The following is a 17,167-nucleotide window of genomic DNA, read 5'->3' on the forward strand; positions in this document are numbered from 1 at the left end:
ACGTCCGGCCGAGGCGGCGGCACCACGACCCATTCGACCGACTCGCAGGATCGGTGGTGGGTCAATAATCGGTTTATCTTCCCGGCCGAACGCTGCCCCGGCGCATGGGTTCCGCGTCCGCGACACGCGGGTACCCTGTCGCGCGGGCACTGACAGGAGCGTCATGCGCAGACTGGCAACGGTGGTTGTGGCTCTCGCACTTCTTGCGGTGCAGGCGGTCGGTGGCCCCGCGCCCCGCGCCTGGGCCAACACCGGCGTCAGCGTTACCAGCACGACGACGGTCAGCGTCACGCCGGCCGGCGAGCCGGCCGACGCCGAGAGCGTCCAGGCAGTCATGACGCCCGACGCGCGGTACGTCGCGTTCACCTCCTCCGCAACGAACCTCCGGCCCGACCTGGCGCTGCCCACTGACCCTGGCAATGCGAACGCCACCTACGCGCAGGTCTACCTCTACGGCCGCCAGCAACACACGGTTGACGTCGTGAGCCGCGCCAGCGACGGCACGCCCGCCAACCGGGGCGGTGTCCTGCTCGGCATGTCGGCGGACGCCCGCTTCGTGCTGTTCGTGTCGGACTCGACTAACCTCGCCCCGGGCAGGCCGGTCGTCGTCAGCACCTGCTTCTGCGGCTTCCGCGACATCTTCCTGCGCGATCGGCAGACCGGCACGACGACGCTGATCACCCTGCCGAGCCTGTACAGCGCGACGGCCTACCTCCGGGCCAGCATCAGCGACGACGGTACGGTCATCGCCTACAGCGGCCTGGTAAGCCTCCCTTCGCAGGGCGCCTACCCGACGCAGACCTCGTACGTCCACAACCGCACGACCGGCCGGACCATGCAGCTGTCGCCGCCGGCGTCGTCCTACGTGAGCTTCCCGGCCGTCAGCCGGGACGGTCACTACGTCATCTACAACTCCAGCACCGGGCTGTACCGCTATGACACCGGCGCCGACCGCTCGGACCGTCTGCTGCCCGAGCCGATGAGCATGGCCGGGGTTCTCAGCCCGGACAACACCAAGCTGGCCTACTACGCGAGCGGGACCGAACTCGACGTGCTGAACCTGATGACCGGCGAGCGCACCGTCGTCGCCGACGGCCCTCAGGTGCAGTTCGACCTGAGCAGCCTGTCGTTCGACGCGAGCGGTCGGTACCTCACGTACTTCACCCGTACGCCCGGTGTCTTCCATGGCGGCGCGGCCTGGATCGCCGACCTGTCCGCCGGCGAGACCACGCAACTGGTTGCCCTGACGCAGCAGGGCGAGGGCCTCCAACTCAGCGCGGACGCCAGTGTGCTGCTGTACACCTCGTACCGGGGCAGCGGTACGAGCCAGATCCACCTGGCCGACCTGAGCCTCCCGGTGCGCGACACGACGCCGCCCGTCGTCACGGGGGCACCCGACCGGGAGCCCGGCGCCGGCGGCTGGTACACCGGCGACGTCACGGTCACCTGGACCGCGACGGACAACGGCGGCAGCGCGACGCAGCCGGCGCTTACCATCGCGTCGACCGAGGGCGCGGCGGTCGCCTATACCAGCGAGCCGAGCTGTGACCCGTCAGGCAACTGCGCCGTCGGCAGCGTACCCATCAGCATTGATCGGACCGCACCCACGACCGGGGCCGCGACGTGGTCCGCCAACCCGCAGGCCGTCGGGAGCAGCGCCACCCTCACCGTCGCGGCTGGCGACGCGCTGTCGGGCGTGGCGGGCGGCGAGTACTTCGTCGGCACCGATCCCGGGCCGGGCTACGGCACGCCGGTGGCGTACGGCGATGGCAGCCTGTCGGCCGTGATCGGGGCCGGTCTCGACGTCGGGGTCCACACCGTGGGCGTGCGCGCGCGGGACGCGGCGGGAAACTGGAGCGCCGCGGCGACGACCATGCTCGTCCTGCACGACACGACGTCGCCCCTGGCTGCCACCGGCAAGAACAAGAAAGACCTCGTGCCGAGCCTCGCCAACGGCGACGTGGTGCCCGGGCTGACCAGCGCCGGCCAGGCCGACGCCGCCGACTACGGGTTCACCGTCGAGCACAAGGGCGGCGTGCTGGACGTCCGCAACGACTTCGTCTTCACCTATCGCACCGGCACCCGCTGCGGCACCCCAAGTGAGCAGGGATGCCACGCGTTCAGCCTGAACGCCGAGAGCTTCACGTGGCTCGTCGTCGACGGGCCCGGCAACTCCCGCGCCAGGTTCGGCGGCACCGCCGTAGTGACCGTCGACGGGGCGACGACCGTTCACCCGTTCACCGTGGAGGCGATCGACGGCGACCGGCTTACCCAGGGCGCCAACGACGCCCTCGTTCTCACGGTGTACCCAACCGGGTCCGACCCATTGATGGCCGCACCGTTGTACCGAGCGTCAGGGTTGATGGCCAAGGGAAGCAGCGTCAGAATCCGGTGACGGCGCCCGCTGGCGGGTCAGCGGTCCTGGCGTACAGACGGCGCTCGATCTCCTCGCACGACCACGCGAACGTGTTGCGAGGCGACCTCTACGGCTGGTTATCGTCGACCTGGTCGCACCCGAGGAAGCCGTCCAGTTCCTCGACGCTGCGGGCGACCTCCTGTCGGCCGGCACCGCCACGGTCGATGCCGAGCACCGGTCGCCGTCAGGACAATACGGTCGGCGTCGCGGGCGGCCGGGTTGAGAGCCGGTATGGACACAGCAGCACGAACGGCACTTGATTGGAGTGCGCTCACAACGCGCTCACAATGGAGATCAACTCCAGGTGGACACGGAAGCATGACGCAACACCGGCCAACACGCAGCCGTGTTAATATGGGCAGGTCACTTGGATGTGAGAACACAGGCCGACGCGAGCCGACACTCCACAGTGGAACCGGTCCGATGCCCTGGGGGTCAAGGGGTCGTGGGTTCGAATCCCGCCGTCCCGACTTTACTAAAGGCCAGCTCAGCTGGCCTTTTTTGTTGACCGCGGTCAATGTATCGGTCGCGTCATGACACTAGATTTTGCACGTACGCGCGTACTGTTTCGGCAAAATTGCTGCTGGGCGGCCTGTTGATCTCGCTCGGACCCGTTAGCGCACGGGTCTGCGCCGTCCAGTTCAGGTGCCGTGATGATCGGATGAAATTCAGTCTGAGCAGGACTTTTGTGGTGCGCACCTATCGACGCTCGTCTGGGGAGCGGCCCCTTAACCGTTGCGGGCCGTCCAAAGTCCACTGTGGATGGTCATGACACATCTGTGACACGTACGCCCGTACGGTGATCTCCCGCGAACGAGCGTGACGTTCGTACTGGGTTAGCCCGCGAGGTCTGTGTCACTCGTGTCGGTGGTCGTCGGTGGCGTGTAGTCGAAGTTGCGTGGTGTGAGGGTGCCGTTGTCTGGGTTCCACTCGAGTATGCGGAAGTTTCCGGCGGCTGGGTCGACTTCGCCGTCCGGCAGGAAGGTGACGTCGGACAGGATGCCGAGGATGCAGTCGCCGGGGTGTTCTCGGGCCCATTGCACCTCTCCGTGGGTGACGATGACGGCTGTGCCGTTGGTTTCGGTGCCTTTCGCTTCGAGCCAGAGGGTGCGGCCATCTTTGGTGGCTGTGGCGTCGTAGGGGTTGCCGTGTCGGACGTCTTTGACGTCCCAGCCGAGATCGCGGTAGTAGGTCATCAGCCGGTCCTGGGCGGCGTCTTCGACCTTGCGGCGGCGGACGGGGTCCATCTGCCAGCCTTGGCGTGATGCGCCGCGCTGGGGGAGTGGTTGCGGCTGGCCGAGGTGCTGCGCCCAGAGCGTCTCGAGTTTGGTCGCGGCAGCCGGCGGCAGTATCCAACCGCTGGCCTGGGGCGCCCAACCACCACCTTCCGGTATCGCCGCGATCAGATGCGGGTGGGGTAGCCCTTCGTCTGGCAGCAGGAGCGTGTCCCAGTCGATCAGGACGTAGTTGGCGTCGTTGCCGGCGCGTTCGTCGTCCCACTGCTCGTCTGGGAAGATCCGGCTGGCGGCGGTGCCGCTGCCGACGATGCCGCGTGGCTCCATGCCCTGGCGGAGGAAGAAGATCCGGTCGCCCGGTTCGATGTCGGACTTCCGGTTGCCGGTGGACCATCGGCCGCGCAGCACCCGGCCGGCGCCGACGGTTTCGACGTTGCTGGGGTATACCTCCTCGGCCCAGTTGTCGGGGTTCCACTTCTTGGGGTTCCACGTCGCGATCATCGTGGCTGGGTTCCGTGGCTGGAGAACGGCTCGCTGTGCTGCCGGCATCGAGTCGAGCGTTGCGGTGTCGAAGTAGCCCACCGGGTTGCGGTGCCGGGGCGCGGGCGTGCCTTTCAGCGCGTCGTGGACTGGGTCACCCGGGCGTAGTACATGTCCGGTCAGTGCCCATTTCGTCACGCCGCCAACGTCGTGGCGGGTGCGGCCGTCGATCTCCGCAACGACCTGCACCCGGCCGTCGTACGACAGCGTGGCGAATCGTTCGCGATCAACCTTGTCCCCGAGCTTCCACACACCGCGATTGATCTCCCACATCTCATCGTCGGTGGCAGTCGCATCCCACCCCACCCACCTCCGACCGAGCGGGTCACCTGCCGACACATCACGCGCCTCGGTCAACACAAAGTTCACAGCCACCCGAGCATCCTGTCGCTCTCGCCGACTGGTTGCCATCGACCCTTCCGTCGGCTGGTGTGTCGACAAGGACGGCTATTGGCGCTCGATGGGCATGCTCGATCGCGGCAGGAGTTGCGCAGTGTGGCAAGTGCGTACGGTCAGCGGCCTGTCGGGATCGGGCCACCAAATTCACGGCTTGCCGCCACGTTTGGTTGAGCAATCGTGCGGATGCTGTGGCGGGCGTCGGTTACAAGGATCTCGATGAGTTCTTGTAAACCGGCGGGGTTCTGGGCGTGGGCTCGTGCGGCTGCTTCGGCGAGGACCCGTCGGACTCGCGGCTCACGGTCTTTGGTGAGGCCGAGGGCGGTTTCTCGGTGGCGTTCTGGTTGTCGAACGCACATGTGTGCGCTGAGCTGCCGTACGTTCACGTGTCGGTGCGCGGCGAGGAGGTTTGCGTTGAGTTCGGAGGTGACGGTTTCCATCGCCGCCAGGGCTAGGGCGGCATGTTGCACAAGGAAGTCGTCGTCGCTGCGGAGCGCAACCACTGCTTGGTCGCGGACCCATCGGCGGTCGTTGTCATCGCTTGCTGCGCAGCCGGCGAGTCGCAGGCCTTGTCCGCGCAGGGTTGCTGTCCCGAGCGAGGTCCGGATGAAGCTCAGGGGATGGGCCGGTCCGGTCACTTCGTCGTCGTAGGCGCTGCCGTCCTGGGCTCCGGTGACGAACTGCTTGCTGCGTTGGAAGGCGTTTGCTCTTGCCTCTGGCTCTGCGGTGATGACGAGGTTGGCCGCTGCGTCCAAGGCGTTCTGCCTGTTCATTGCCGCCTCGCGGATGTCCTCGGCGATATTGAGGAGTTTCGCCAGGCATGCTGTTCGATCTGGCTGCTCAAGGAGCCCGGCGAGGTAGGCGTCGGTAATGATCATCGAGCCGAATGTGGTGTGCCCAGGGTTAGGGTCTGGGCGCGTCAGGATGCGGTCACGTGCCAGGCGTGCTGCTTGCTGGGCGGCGGGGCAGTCGGGCGCCAGTTCGTGGCGAAGTATATGAACGATCGGCAGCTGGCCTTCGGCGAGTTGTAGCGCAGCAGTTCTGAGCACGCCGCGCTGCTGACTGGTGAGGATCGGGAGAATCGGGCCGCTGGAACCGGCGCTGCCCTTGATCAGATTCAGGGTCCGGTCGTCAATGGTGAGGTTGATGGCCTTCCTGACGCCGTGGCCAGCGAGGTCAAAGAGCCGCGTCAGCGCCGGAACTGCCAGACTCGGATGGGCGACAGCGATCTCAACGCAGGCGGCGGCGTGCGCGTCGTCGCTGTTCTTGAATCGGTTCGGTTCGCGTGGCACGTCTTGTGCGAGCAGTTCGAGCACGGCCGCCGCGTCCGCGGCGGTCGAGCGGTGGGCGATGGCGCAGGCGCCGTTCGTGGCCCGCTGGGTCAGCCCGTCACCGCCGTATCGGTCGATGAGTTCGCCGTCACGTCCGCGGACCGCGAGGTCAGTGAGTTCTGCGAGGAGTGCCGCAGCGGCATCGTCGGGCAGGAGGTCTGCTTGAGCGATGGCGAGCGCGATCCGCGCATGCGTGGTCCACCATGGCTCGTCTCGGTCGAGTCTGACCGGGATAAGACGGTCGCCGGCCTGTTCGGCAAGTGCTTCCAGATTCGTGGTGCTGCCGGACCTGGCGAGGAGTTCAGCGGCGAGCTCGATTTCGGTGTTGTCCCGGTAGAGGTCACCGAGGAAGCGCTCGGCCTCCAGTTCGTTGGCCCAGCTGCCGGTGATGAACGCATCGGTGAGCCATTGCCGTGCGTGCAGCACCGCCACGTTGGGATGCTTCTCTAGGACCGCGGCGCGTGCTTGCTCGCTGGGGTGCCGAGCGCGGTCGAGGAGGCGGTCCGAAGCCGTGTGCCGTAACGCTTGCGCGAGGTGGTGCTCATCTTCGGCTCCGCCGATGGGCAGTCCGAGTAAGGACTTAAGGGTCCGAACGGCGTACAGCCAATCCGCAGCGTCTTCGGCCAGGCCGTCGTGGATGCCGTAGTACACGGCGTCGCGCCAATGCACGACCGCGTCGTCAAGCTGGCTTTCCTGCGCGCAACGACGGGCCTCACGCGCGCTGATCAGCGCCGTCAGGCGTCCGGAAACTTCATGTCTGCGAGCGACTCCTCGCAGGATGCGCCGCTCGTCCTGGTCGTATTCCGCGACGACGAGGCGCAGCCGAACACCGAACTCGCTCAGATTGTCGGCGCCAAGCCGCTGCACGGCGGAACGCAGCAATCCGTCAAGGTCGTGGAGTCGCTGAGGAAGGCAGGCCGCGACTCCTTCGGCAAGTATGAGCACCAGCTCTGCGTGGTACGGCACCGTCTCTGCGTCCGGGTCGGATAGTGCGTCGAGGAGATGATCGGGTCGGCCGAGCGGATCGCCGACGTACTCCACGGCCGTCGACACGAGTGCCGCGTGCCGATGCGGCTCAACGGATTCAGAGTCAGTGTCGCTGGCTGTTTCGGCGACGATCTTGGTCAGCACATGATGCAAACGCCTGGCCTCATCGCGCTCGCCCCGGTGGATCGCGTCAACAGCCAAGCGGGCAGTCACCGCAGCAGCTTCCACCGGCCGGCCGGCATCCCGAAGCGCACCGGTCTGCCGGCCGCGCAGCACCGCTGCGTGCCCTCGATGCCGCGCAGCTTCCAACTGCTCCGCCAGTTCGCGGTAGAGCTCGGCGGACTCATCAGGTGCGGTATCTCGCTTACGGTCAGCTGTCTGCAATTTGAGCAGGACGTCTGGCGTCTTCAGAGGGCCGACGAGGATGCGGTCGGCCTGCAACTGGCGGTCCGGTGGGGGAGCGGGCACACCGGGCAGCGGCGCGGTGCAGAAGGTGGCTGCGGTCTCCCGGGTCCAGAAGCGGACGACCACGTCAGCATTGCGTCGCAGATGATCGTTGATCTGCTCGGCGCCCCATAGGTCGAGCGCCAGTTCGGGATGACTGCCCTGCAACGTAGACAATTCGTCGAATACCTGCGTCGCCTCGGTGTTTGCCGACGTCGCCACAATCAGGTGGGTCGCGTCGAACGGGCGGCGGCCGGACGTGAAGGCAGCGACGGCCCTCTGCAGGTCGGCCTTCGTGAAGGACTTGTAGTCCTTGCACTGCACCACCACGTAGGCGCCATCAGGATCTCTGCCGGCCAGATCGATGCCGTGCTGCTTCTGGCCAAGCCGCCCGTAGCGGCGGAACCGGACACCGCGCAGCCCAAGCACCCGCTGGACGAGGTCCAGCATGAGCTTCTCGAAACGATCCCAGCCGACATGCAGATCGAGGTCACCACCTGGCGGGCAGTTTCCCGGACCGCCAGGTGTCGGAGGCGTCCGCAAGTTTGCGTCCGTCGCACAGAATGCCCACGGATCGATACCCGCTCGTGTCGCCATCGGACCAGTATGCTCAGCGGGTCCTACGCACCACGGCAGGCACGCGCCAACGCGCGAGTCGCGGCAGATGAGCATGTGTTCAGAGGTGTCAGAGGCGCTCCACGCGGTCGGCCTGCGGGCCCCGGTCGCTCTGACGCACCGTGTACCGGACCTGGTCGCCCTGCTGCAGCGGTTCCGACCCGGCGACCCCGGATACGTGGACGAACAGGTCGTCGCCTCCGGCGTCCGGGGTGATGAAACCGAACCCGCGGTCGCCGTCGTACCGTGCGACGACGCCGTGGCCCGCGCGTGCGGGCACGCCCCGTGACGGCGGCTTACTCCTGGCGGGTGGCGGCCCGGCCGGTGCCGGGCGTCGCGGTGGCGGCGCGGGCTCGGCCCCTCGGACCAGCTGCACGTCGCGGGCCTGCGGGCCCTTGTCGCTGCTGACCACCTCGTACGCCACGCGGTCGCCCTCTGTCAGCCAGGTGAGGCCCTCGGCCAGGGACCGGGCGTGGACGAAGACGTCCCCGGCGCCGGAGTCGGGGGCGATGAAGCCGAAGCCCTTGTCCTCGTCGTACCAGGAGACGGTTCCGTCCGCCCCGTCGGCACCGCCTGCCGTGGCGGACAGGCCGGCCCCAGGACCGAGCGGGATCACGTGCGCGGCCTGCGGGCCGCGCTCGCCGTCGACGACGACGAAGGCCACCCGCTGCCCGTCGCTGACCACGCCGCCGGTCACGATGGCCGAGCTGTGCACGAAGATGTCGGGGCCGCCGCCGTCTGGCGATGCGAACCCGTACCCCTTGGTCGGCTCGTACCAGTTGACCGTGCCGAGCAGGCCCACGGCACCGCCAGCGGCCTGCTCGGCGGTGCCGCGCACGCGCAGCGCCTGGGGACCGCGGTCGTTTTTGCCGGCCTCAAACTCGACGGCCTGGCCCTCACGGAGCACCTTCGAGCCGCCGTCCCCGACGATCTCGGAGGCGTGCACGAACACGTCTGGTGATCCGTCGTCAGGCGCGAGGAAGCCGAACCCCCGTTCGGCGTCGAACCAGCGGACGATCCCGTGCGGCATAGGAAAGCTCCAGGTCGTTAGAGCGGCATTGCTCCCAGTCTCGCTGACGTCGTCGTGCCCGGGACCACCGGGACCGGCCACGGTCAGTCGGTTGCAGGAGGTCGTAGGCGGCCAGGACGCGGGTGGCGGTCGCGAACGACTCCGACCGGCTCGTCGCGCCGGCCCGCCCGCCGCGCGGCCGCTCGACGTGGCCGACGATGAGTTCGACTCCGTGGCCGAGCGCGTCGTTGCCTGGTGGGCCCGCTCAGCGCCGACGGTGACCGGTCCAGACGCGCCGACACCGTGCCCGGCGTGCGGCGCTGACCCGGACCAGTCCACCGACCCCCAGCACACGCTGCTCAGCATCTGCTACTGCGGTCATCCCCGCTCCGACGACTACAAGCACCAGGACGAGACGTGCCCCTGCCCCATCGGCGCAACGTGACCAGCCCTCGATAACCAACGGCGCATTGATAGCGGCAGATGTGCGCGCCCGATCTTGCGGCATCGGTGGCTCGCGCTATGTTGTGGCCATGGCTGTAGGCACCTGCCTGCCGAGCTGTTCATTGCGGAGACTGGTTGTAGATGTTGACAGGCGCGGTCGAGGTGTACGCGAACCATGCTGTCCTCATCGTGGGGTCGACCGGCTGGCCAGAGTTGGACTGGGGCGACGGCCCTGCCGACACCGACGGGCGGCACGTGGCGGTCAAGACACGTGGCCAGGTTGGTCATACCCGGGTGTCATTCTGGTCGGGTTCGATGCCGATGCTCGGGGCGCTCGTCTTCGACGGCGACCTGACACTCGAGGATTACCGGATCTGCGTCGGTGATATCGAAGGGCTCCGGCGATGGACGCAGCGGATCTCGCACACAGGTCCACAGCGGGTGATCGTTCGGGTCGATGACCCTGGATACGCGTCTCACGTCTACGTCGGGCTGGACATCGCCGCTGACGCGCAGGTGAGGCCACTGCCCAATACCGGGCCAGTACTCTTCGACGTCCTCACGTCGGACCGAGATGGGATGCACCTGGCCAACCAACGGGGTCTGGCGTTGGACGGCCACGACTCACCACATAAGCGACTTGCGGCCGCGATCATCCTGCTGTCGGACCGCAGTTTGATCGAGACACGGCAGAACGGATATGAGGCAGACCTCATCGCGGAATGGCTCCGATGGCTCAGCACGGACCTCGGCCACGCCGGCGCGATGGCGCTGGGGGAACAGTTGCGGCAGCTGGTCATCGCCGCACGGACCGCCAACCCTGCTGGCGACAGAACTGTCCCGCTTGCCGATGCCGCGCGCATCGCCGGAACGATACTTAAGGCCGTGATCCGGGAGGCCTGATCGTTCATGTGACGAGCCGACGGACGACCCGTACAGCCGATGCGCTTGTGCCACGGATCGCATGCTGGACATAAGCATGTGGCAAGCCGTGGCGGAGCGCCCGACCGGCGGCAGATGAGGATGCTCAGTCCTCCGTGTAGCCGCCGAGAGGGTCGATGGTCGTCTTGTGCTCAGGATCGGGCGATAGCCAACCCCTCGACCGGTCGCCGGGCAGCAACGTCGACCAGTCGGTGTCGGAGTTACTGCGCAGTCGGCGGTCGGCAAAGCTGCGGAACTCAGCGCAGAGGCGGAACCAGCCGTACCCAGTAGTCGACTTCCTGCATCAGCGTCCTCCATCGCTACGATCAGTCCGGTGGGTGACCCGGTGAAAGACGAGCACGTCGAGTCGGCCGTTCCCGAAGTATGGCGACCGACGCTGCGGGCGATCGTTGACTCGCTCAGGCGCCGCGACATCGTTCTGGCCGCCGGCCTGCCTGGGGTGGACCCTGTGTCCAACGCCGACACGCAGCGATACCTGCAGGCCGTCGATGACTACGGTCATGCAACGCTGACCCGCTTGCCGGACGAGGCGTGGCGCACTTCGGTCGCCCGGTGGTACGGCGACCGTTGGAAATGCCTGGTCGACCTATGGACCGAGCAGGACGGACGAAGCGATCTCGTGCTCGACGTCGATGTCTTCGACAACGCACCCGACTACCAGTTTCGCGTGCATCTCGTCTACGTGCCTTGACGAAGCACCCAACCCGCGGCAGATGCGTGCACCTGCGGACGGTCGGTCACTCCTGCCGAAACGCATTACGAAGGCGTACGGCGACGTCATGCACGTCACGAAACCGCCAACGGCCGTCATCGGTGGGATCGATCAAGGGGTCCGAACCCAGGTGCTCCATGGCGGCGGCAACGACGGACCGCGACCCGTCTTGCCGACCGGAATTCAGAATGAAGCTGAGGTAATCCGTCATCGCCGCCACGGCATCGCCTCCGACCACAAGGTGGAGAAGATGCTGACGGCCGTCTCTGCTTGCCTTCGACGATGACGACGCGGACTGCGGTCACCCGCCAGACGCGCGTGTCACCTGGACCGGGTATTGGCGTGCGTCGCGGCTTTGCGTACTATCACGGGCGGGCCGAGTACGCTGGCCCCTCCCCGAGCCGATCCGGACACCCACGCTGTCCGCTGGCGCCCGAGGGCAAGGTTCTCGGAATCGCGTGCGCAACGACCTGTCAACGGCTAACCCGGGCGGGCGTGGGTCTCCCGTGTTTGGAGTCGTCATGGTCAAAGATCGTCGCCGGAAGCAGAACGTGCGTGACCACACCGCACTGACCGGCAAGTACACCAAATCGGCGGCGCAGTTCGCCCCGGCACCACAGCTCTATCTTCCCCGGCCGCCGGCCACCTTCCGGGGGCAACGGTGCGGTCTCTGCCGCGGCAGCGGCGTCCAGTTCGGCGACCTGCACCCGGTACGCACCGATGCTGGCATCGAGATCCTCTGCGAGATGCTGTGCGTCGACTGCGGAGGGTGCGGGCTCGAGAACCACACCGGATGCCAGCCCAGCGAGCACGACGACCCGGAGGGTCGGGGGTGCGACCCATCCGAGGTGGTGGCGGAGATCGCCGATCGCGCCGAGCAGGCCGGTCAGCCGCTGTGTCCGCTCTGCTGGGGACGGACGTGGAACCCGGTGCCGGCGTATACCCCCGGTTACGAGCCGCAGACGTACCTGCGAATGCCCTGCGAGTGCGCCGAATCGCTGCTCGTGCCGCTGGCGGGATGGCAGCCCGAGTGGTGACGACGGGGTGATCTTGGGCTGCCGCGCGCATCAGGAAGGGGCGCGGCAGCCCACAGCGCAGAGGGGCCCGACCAGACGGTCGGGCACCTCCGCGCTGTGAGTGTTGTTCAGAGCTGGGTCGGCGGGTTGGTGTACCAGTCCCTCGAAGCAAGACGAGCCTTCCTGGCCGCGTCAACACGCTGTGCGGTCTGTGCGCCGCCACCGCGACCTGGGAGCCACTGCCCGCCGCCACCCAAAAGACGATCGACGACGCCGTCCGCTGCGGCAACATACGGGCCTGCTGGCGATGCGGGCGACCGATCCGCCCATCAACCTGCCCCCACTCGATGGACATACTCGAGTACCGCCACCGAGCCGGCATCCGCCACGGCGACGCCTCAAGCTGACCGCGTTCGTTGCGAACGAGATCGCGACACCAGAGCGGCGCCACTGGCCGCGAGCGCCCAGGACGTTCGCCAACGAGCGCGCAGCGGCAGATCAGTACATCGGCACAATGGGCTGAGGGGGATCTGAGGCGCGGCCATCTGGCGGGGACAAATTCCGACCAGGAGTGACGCTTCAATTCCCCTCCCCGGCAAGAAAGTTCGCCAACGTAAGCAGCAGCGCAACGGTCCCGCCGAAGGCGCCGCCGCCAGTGACGATCGCCAAGGGAACTGGCAACCCGCCGGCGAAGGAGAGCAGACCGCCTGCAGCGCCGACGATCACCGCCGCGAGAAGGATGATCGCACTCCAAAGCGCACGTGGCGGGTCGGGTTGCTGGGACGGCGGGCGAGCTTTGGTCTCCGCCTGCGGAGGTGAGACAGCTGAGACTTTTGGGGCCATGGCTAGCGACGTCCTTCCATCGAGATGCCCCCTAGATTCACCCCGCTGCAGAACCAGAGCAACGTGACTGGGGACGTTTGCTCCCAGATCTCGTCGGAACGCTTGACCAGCCAAAACATCAACTTTGGCTGTCAGGAAAAACCTGACAAAGTTTGTGGCATGGCGCGGACATACCGAAACACGTTGAAGGCTCATGCACATGCTCTGTCGAGTCTCGGTGCTGCGCTGAACGACGTAGCCCACGAGCATCGCGTCGCCGCGAGCGCGACCGAACGGCGCCCGGGCGAGGAGGAGCACTTGCAGCCTCAGTTCGCCAGCTGGATCGCGGCTGTCGCGGAAATCTCGACGGCTGCAGAGCGGCTACTGGAGTTGGAAGTTGAGCTTGCCCGCTCTTACCGGATGACCTGGGAACAGGTCGCCGAGGTGCTCGGCGTCAGCCGGCAGGCAGCCTGGGAACGGTTCCACTCACATGCTCGGTGGAATCGCACTCATAGGATTTCGCGGCTACGGCGCATACGTCGTGCTGCGATTTTCATCAGGATGGCGACCGGGCAGGATGAAGAATTCGTCGCCAAGCTGCGGCAGAGGATGCAGGTGGAGCGCGGGCGATGAGGCGCCAGTGAATCCAGCGCGACCAGGTGCTCAAGCCGTACACCGAACCGGAGTGGCTGACGGCGGCCTGAGTTCGCACCTTCGGTCTGTTACTGGACGCGGCATGCGCTGCTGGCGGCGCTCGACGGCGGCGAAGCGTACCGGATCGAGATCTGGCGAGTCTGTGCCTGGGAGGTGCCGCTGCATTCGGACGGCTGCGAGCCGGCCAGTTGGTCTGCTCAGCGACGTCGACCCAAACTGGGCAACCCGCCTCGCACGGTCCGCAGTGGCAGCGGCTCCAGGACCCGATCAGTTGCGATCGGCGGTCGCCGCCGGTTGTCGTCCTGGCGATCGCGTTCTCGTATCTCCGTCAGCGCGGCAGCACGCATAGCTTGACAGTCGTGACAGGTTCGCCTACTGCCGATGCGTCGTCGCAGTACTGGGGTTTTGGCAGGCAGCCGTAGCTCGCACATTACCTGGTTGATCCGTTCTGGATGCGGCTGGTGCCAGACCGAACGATCATCGAGGCGTACCCAGCCGATTGGCAGCTGCCAGCTCCCAGCTACTCCAGTCGGCCCGTCCCCGAGTACACGACCGGCTGCGAGCCTGCGCTGTACGCGGGCTGATACCAGCGGACGAAAGGTTCGATCGGCCGCTGAATCCACGCCGCGCTTTTGACGACGGACTCGCTCGGCACGTTCGTCGAGACGGTGCTGACACAGCGGGCATGCTGGCCAGGGCTGTGGTCGGGCGAGGTGGATAGTTCGCTTGCCCGTCATCGCTGGGCCGCACATCACCCTATTGGGATTGTCCGGATCAGGACGATGTAGAACATTCGGGGGTTTGCTCAGTTGTACCCAGCCCATAGGCTGCTTGCTGGTCACGTGAACCTGCGAGGTCGGCAGGTTGGAAGGTACAGGGCGGTCGGTCCTTGGAACTGGAAGCTTCGCCTCGACCGTTTGGCATCTGGAGCACACCTTGAATCCTCGTCGAGCGTGCTGCGCTCCTGTGGTGCCCCGGGGAAGCCCCAAGCCGCACAGCGTTCGACCCGGGCTGGTTCGGTCGGTTCGGTGCATCCGACGACCGTCGCCCGGCAGAAAGATCCACCCCACAACGTTTCCGTTCACCAAGTTGAGCGTAAATCAACACCCTCGTTCCAGGGTGGCTCGAAGGCCCATGAAGCAATGGCGTGCCGGCTGATGTTCATTGACCGAAGGTGCCTGCCGGATAGGCGGCGAAGATTCGCTGCGCTCCGCGATCGGCGGCCGAACCTGCATACCGGATCAATAGCCCTGACCCGACAAGATCGCGTGCTCGCTCATCGGCATGAGCGGACGCCAAGATCGCAATTCCAGGGTCGAGGAGAGTCTTGCTGATCTTCGGCGCGTCGACGCGACGGTGCGGGTTGGTTTGGGCTGGTGCGATGCCATGGAGGCAGTCAGCCATAGGCCTTCAATCGCATGTGACGCAGCTGCTCGATACGCACAGGAGCGGGAAGATCTGCTGTCCCGCTCGACGAGCCGATGAGGCGCCGTGGCATACCTACGCGTCGTCGGTGATACGCCAGGTATTTGGCGGTCCGGTCGGGGGACCCGCGACGACTTTCACGATCCTGGCCGCGCCTGACGCGCGAATGGCGCAGCCTCGGTGCTGACCGTTGGTGAAGTCGTCACCCGACCACGTCAAGCCCTCGCTGCCGAGCAGCGACCACAGGCCCCACTTCTCGTCTTCCGGCCGGCTCTTTCCGTTGATCTCCCTCTCGATCGTGCCTTCATCGGGTTGGTCGCCCAGGTTGTCGACGATCCGTACCGCCTCGTCGACGATCCGTCGCCAGTTCGCCGTGTGGTAGCGGCACGCGGCATAGTCGTTCGGGGTCAGTGTTGTGTAGAAGTGCTCGCGTACTTCGCGCGGCGCTTCTCGGTCGTGGTCGTATCTGTGCTCGCGCATGAAGGTCCAGAACCGCTCGTGGTGAACGCACTGGAACGGGTTTCGTGGTGGTGGCAGGTCGGAGACCGGCACGACGACGAACCGCACTGTCGACGATTGCTCCTGCAACTGCCCGCCGACGGCGAGCACCTGATCAAGAACCTCCTCATGGGGTGGCAGAAGGTCCAGAGATGCGCCGATTGCCTGCTCGATCCGGTTCCGTGGAATATCGCGGCCCTCTTTGGGCCACCGAACTTCCCCGGTCGACGTGATCACGACCTCGGAGTACTCGGTCGGTTCAGTGCCGAACACGCCGCCGGGGTAGCAGAGGAACCACCGTATGTGCTGGGGGGCCGAGGGAAGGTATGTGGAGATGACCGCGGCGGCGATGCGTTCGATCGCGTTGGTCACCGAAGTGCCCGGATTGCCGGGCACCTCCGTCACGATCACGACGGTGGCGGTTGTGGCGCGGTAGATCCGGATCCAGCAGACAATGTCGACCTTGCCGGCGCGGTCGAGGGGCATCGGTTCACTCGCCACCAACTTCACGGTGCCAATCGTAGATCCCGCCCCGGCGGTCCTACCGCCTGCCGCAACGCTGGCCGATCGGAGACCTGCGGCCGTGCTGCTTGCCCGGGCGCGGGTTGAAAGCATTCCTCCTGCCCCGCTCCTGGAGGGGTGCCAGACGGGGCGGCATCGCTGCTGTTCAGCGTGGATTGATCCCGGCTGGATAGATGGGTTCTGGTGCGATGGCCTCGCTGGGGATGTGGGCGCCGACTGGTCGGCCGAGCCACTTCGGTGATTTCCCTGCACGGGTAGCGATGCGGTCGTCCATCGCTGTCCATATGACGATGTCGAGTAGTCGCAGGTCTGGGATGAGCGGTGGCTGCTGCGGTCCGGGTGCTGCGGCAAGCTCGGGCACCGTCGGCGACACCAGCGCCCGCAGCTGCGCCATCGTCTCGTGATGGTCGTGGAGGTACGTGGCCAGCGCGCGGACGATCGCGGCGATGCGCTGTTGACGGTTCAGGCCGAAGCGTTGCACCGTGATGCTAAGGTCGTCGCGCTGGTAGCCGAACGCCATCCCGACGTAGCCGTCGAGCACCGGGATCGCGGCGGGCCTGTACAGGGCACCCAGCTTGGTGATTCTCGGCGCCCAAGCGCCATTGAATTTGAACTGGCAGGCGCGGATCACCGTCTCGACCTCCTCTTCGGTCATGGAGTGCAGATCCTGGTCGGCTGGGACGGAGCCGATCCGATCGGCGAACTCCCGCCGAAGCGCCCGGTTGAATTCGGCGAGCTGTGTGATCTCCACCCGGCCATTGAGCGCGTTGGCGAACAACAGCGACCACGCCGAGACCTCTGTGAAGAGGCCCGCTGCCCGTGCGCTGATACCGGCCAGGTCGTAGACGGCCCAGCCGCTGTACCGCGACGTGCAGTACACCCGGATCCGGTTCGCCGCCTCGTCGATCGGGACCGGCCCCAGCGCCTCACCGGCGAAACCCGCCGTTACGTCGATAGCCGCCGTTGGTGTCATGCACGGGACCGTACCGGCCGACCACGATCGCGCGTGCGCTCCTCGGTCATGAGTGAGCGCCCGTCGTGCTGTTTGCGCCGATCAGCCAAGGCGGTTCACTCGTTTTGGGGTTCCTCCGATCGTGTGGAGTGTTGTTGTGGTTGGTGCTGGGTCGCGGTCGGATGGGTTGGAGGGACCGTTCCAGAC

13 protein-coding genes and 2 pseudogenes are annotated in these 17,167 nt (G+C 66.6%); 6 read left to right on the forward strand and 9 right to left on the reverse strand.

What is annotated here, in order from left to right; all coding sequences use genetic code 11:
• The first annotated feature begins 163 nt into the window (after positions 1-163).
• Positions 164-2,395 carry a hypothetical protein gene (locus OHA72_RS22610; RefSeq protein WP_327009772.1) on the forward strand — a complete coding sequence of 744 codons (2,232 nt, stop codon included), beginning with the start codon at positions 164-166 and terminating at the stop codon, positions 2,393-2,395.
• Between the two features lie 857 nt (positions 2,396-3,252).
• Here the strand turns inward: OHA72_RS22610 and OHA72_RS22615 are convergent.
• From OHA72_RS22615 to OHA72_RS22635, 5 genes and pseudogenes are all read right to left on the reverse strand, one after another.
• Positions 3,253-4,566 carry a protein NO VEIN domain-containing protein gene (locus tag OHA72_RS22615; RefSeq protein ID WP_327009773.1) on the reverse strand — a complete coding sequence of 438 codons (1,314 nt, stop codon included), beginning with the start codon at positions 4,564-4,566 and terminating at the stop codon, positions 3,253-3,255.
• Positions 4,567-4,703: 137 nt separating this feature from the next.
• Positions 4,704-7,799: a hypothetical protein gene (locus tag OHA72_RS22620; RefSeq protein WP_327009774.1), complete on the reverse strand. Its 3,096-nt coding sequence runs from the start codon at positions 7,797-7,799 to the stop codon at positions 4,704-4,706.
• A gap of 235 nt (positions 7,800-8,034) precedes the next feature.
• Positions 8,035-8,580, reverse strand: a complete 546-nt coding sequence (locus OHA72_RS22625; RefSeq protein ID WP_327011641.1) for a cold-shock protein — start codon at positions 8,578-8,580, stop codon at positions 8,035-8,037.
• Positions 8,569-8,760: pseudogene (locus OHA72_RS22630) on the reverse strand (cold-shock protein); the annotation flags it as partial. The gene OHA72_RS22625 and the pseudogene OHA72_RS22630, both read right to left, overlap by 12 nt.
• Positions 8,761-8,796: 36 nt before the next feature.
• Positions 8,797-8,994: pseudogene (locus OHA72_RS22635) on the reverse strand (cold-shock protein); the annotation flags it as partial.
• A gap of 91 nt (positions 8,995-9,085) precedes the next feature.
• Between OHA72_RS22635 and OHA72_RS22640 the strand changes: the two are divergent.
• The 3 genes from OHA72_RS22640 (at position 9,086) to OHA72_RS22650 (ending at position 11,050) form a co-directional block, all read left to right on the forward strand.
• Positions 9,086-9,418, forward strand: a complete 333-nt coding sequence (locus tag OHA72_RS22640; RefSeq protein WP_327009775.1) for a hypothetical protein — start codon at positions 9,086-9,088, stop codon at positions 9,416-9,418.
• Positions 9,419-9,558: 140 nt separating this feature from the next.
• Positions 9,559-10,320, forward strand: a complete 762-nt coding sequence (locus OHA72_RS22645; protein WP_327009776.1) for a hypothetical protein — start codon at positions 9,559-9,561, stop codon at positions 10,318-10,320.
• A 352-nt stretch (positions 10,321-10,672) separates the two neighbouring features.
• Entirely contained in the window at positions 10,673-11,050 is a 378-nt protein-coding gene (locus OHA72_RS22650; RefSeq protein WP_327009777.1) for a DUF7668 domain-containing protein, read from the forward strand.
• 46 nt (positions 11,051-11,096) lie between these two features.
• Here the strand turns inward: OHA72_RS22650 and OHA72_RS22655 are convergent, their stop codons facing one another.
• On the reverse strand, positions 11,097-11,282 hold the full coding sequence (locus tag OHA72_RS22655; RefSeq protein ID WP_327009778.1) for a hypothetical protein: 186 nt from the start codon (positions 11,280-11,282) through the stop codon (positions 11,097-11,099).
• Between the two features lie 247 nt (positions 11,283-11,529).
• Between OHA72_RS22655 and OHA72_RS22660 the strand changes: the two genes are divergently transcribed.
• Entirely contained in the window at positions 11,530-12,108 is a 579-nt protein-coding gene (locus OHA72_RS22660; protein WP_327009779.1) for a hypothetical protein, read from the forward strand.
• Between the two features lie 558 nt (positions 12,109-12,666).
• Here the strand turns inward: OHA72_RS22660 and OHA72_RS22665 are convergent.
• Positions 12,667-12,813: a hypothetical protein gene (locus tag OHA72_RS22665; RefSeq protein WP_327009780.1), complete on the reverse strand. Its 147-nt coding sequence runs from the start codon at positions 12,811-12,813 to the stop codon at positions 12,667-12,669.
• Between the two features lie 219 nt (positions 12,814-13,032).
• Between OHA72_RS22665 and OHA72_RS22670 the strand changes: the two genes are divergently transcribed.
• Entirely contained in the window at positions 13,033-13,542 is a 510-nt protein-coding gene (locus OHA72_RS22670; RefSeq protein ID WP_327009781.1) for a hypothetical protein, read from the forward strand.
• A gap of 1,521 nt (positions 13,543-15,063) precedes the next feature.
• On the opposite strand, the gene OHA72_RS22675 is transcribed toward OHA72_RS22670, so the two are convergent.
• Together OHA72_RS22675 and OHA72_RS22680 are read right to left on the reverse strand one after the other, a co-directional pair.
• Positions 15,064-15,996: a hypothetical protein gene (locus tag OHA72_RS22675; protein WP_327009782.1), complete on the reverse strand. Its 933-nt coding sequence runs from the start codon at positions 15,994-15,996 to the stop codon at positions 15,064-15,066.
• A 157-nt stretch (positions 15,997-16,153) separates the two neighbouring features.
• On the reverse strand, positions 16,154-16,981 hold the full coding sequence (locus OHA72_RS22680; RefSeq protein ID WP_327009783.1) for a DUF6308 family protein: 828 nt from the start codon (positions 16,979-16,981) through the stop codon (positions 16,154-16,156).
• Positions 16,982-17,167: the final 186 nt, after the last annotated feature.

Origin of the sequence: Dactylosporangium sp. NBC_01737 (assembly GCF_035963215.1) — a bacterium.
Classification (GTDB): Bacteria; Actinomycetota; Actinomycetes; order Mycobacteriales; family Micromonosporaceae; genus Dactylosporangium.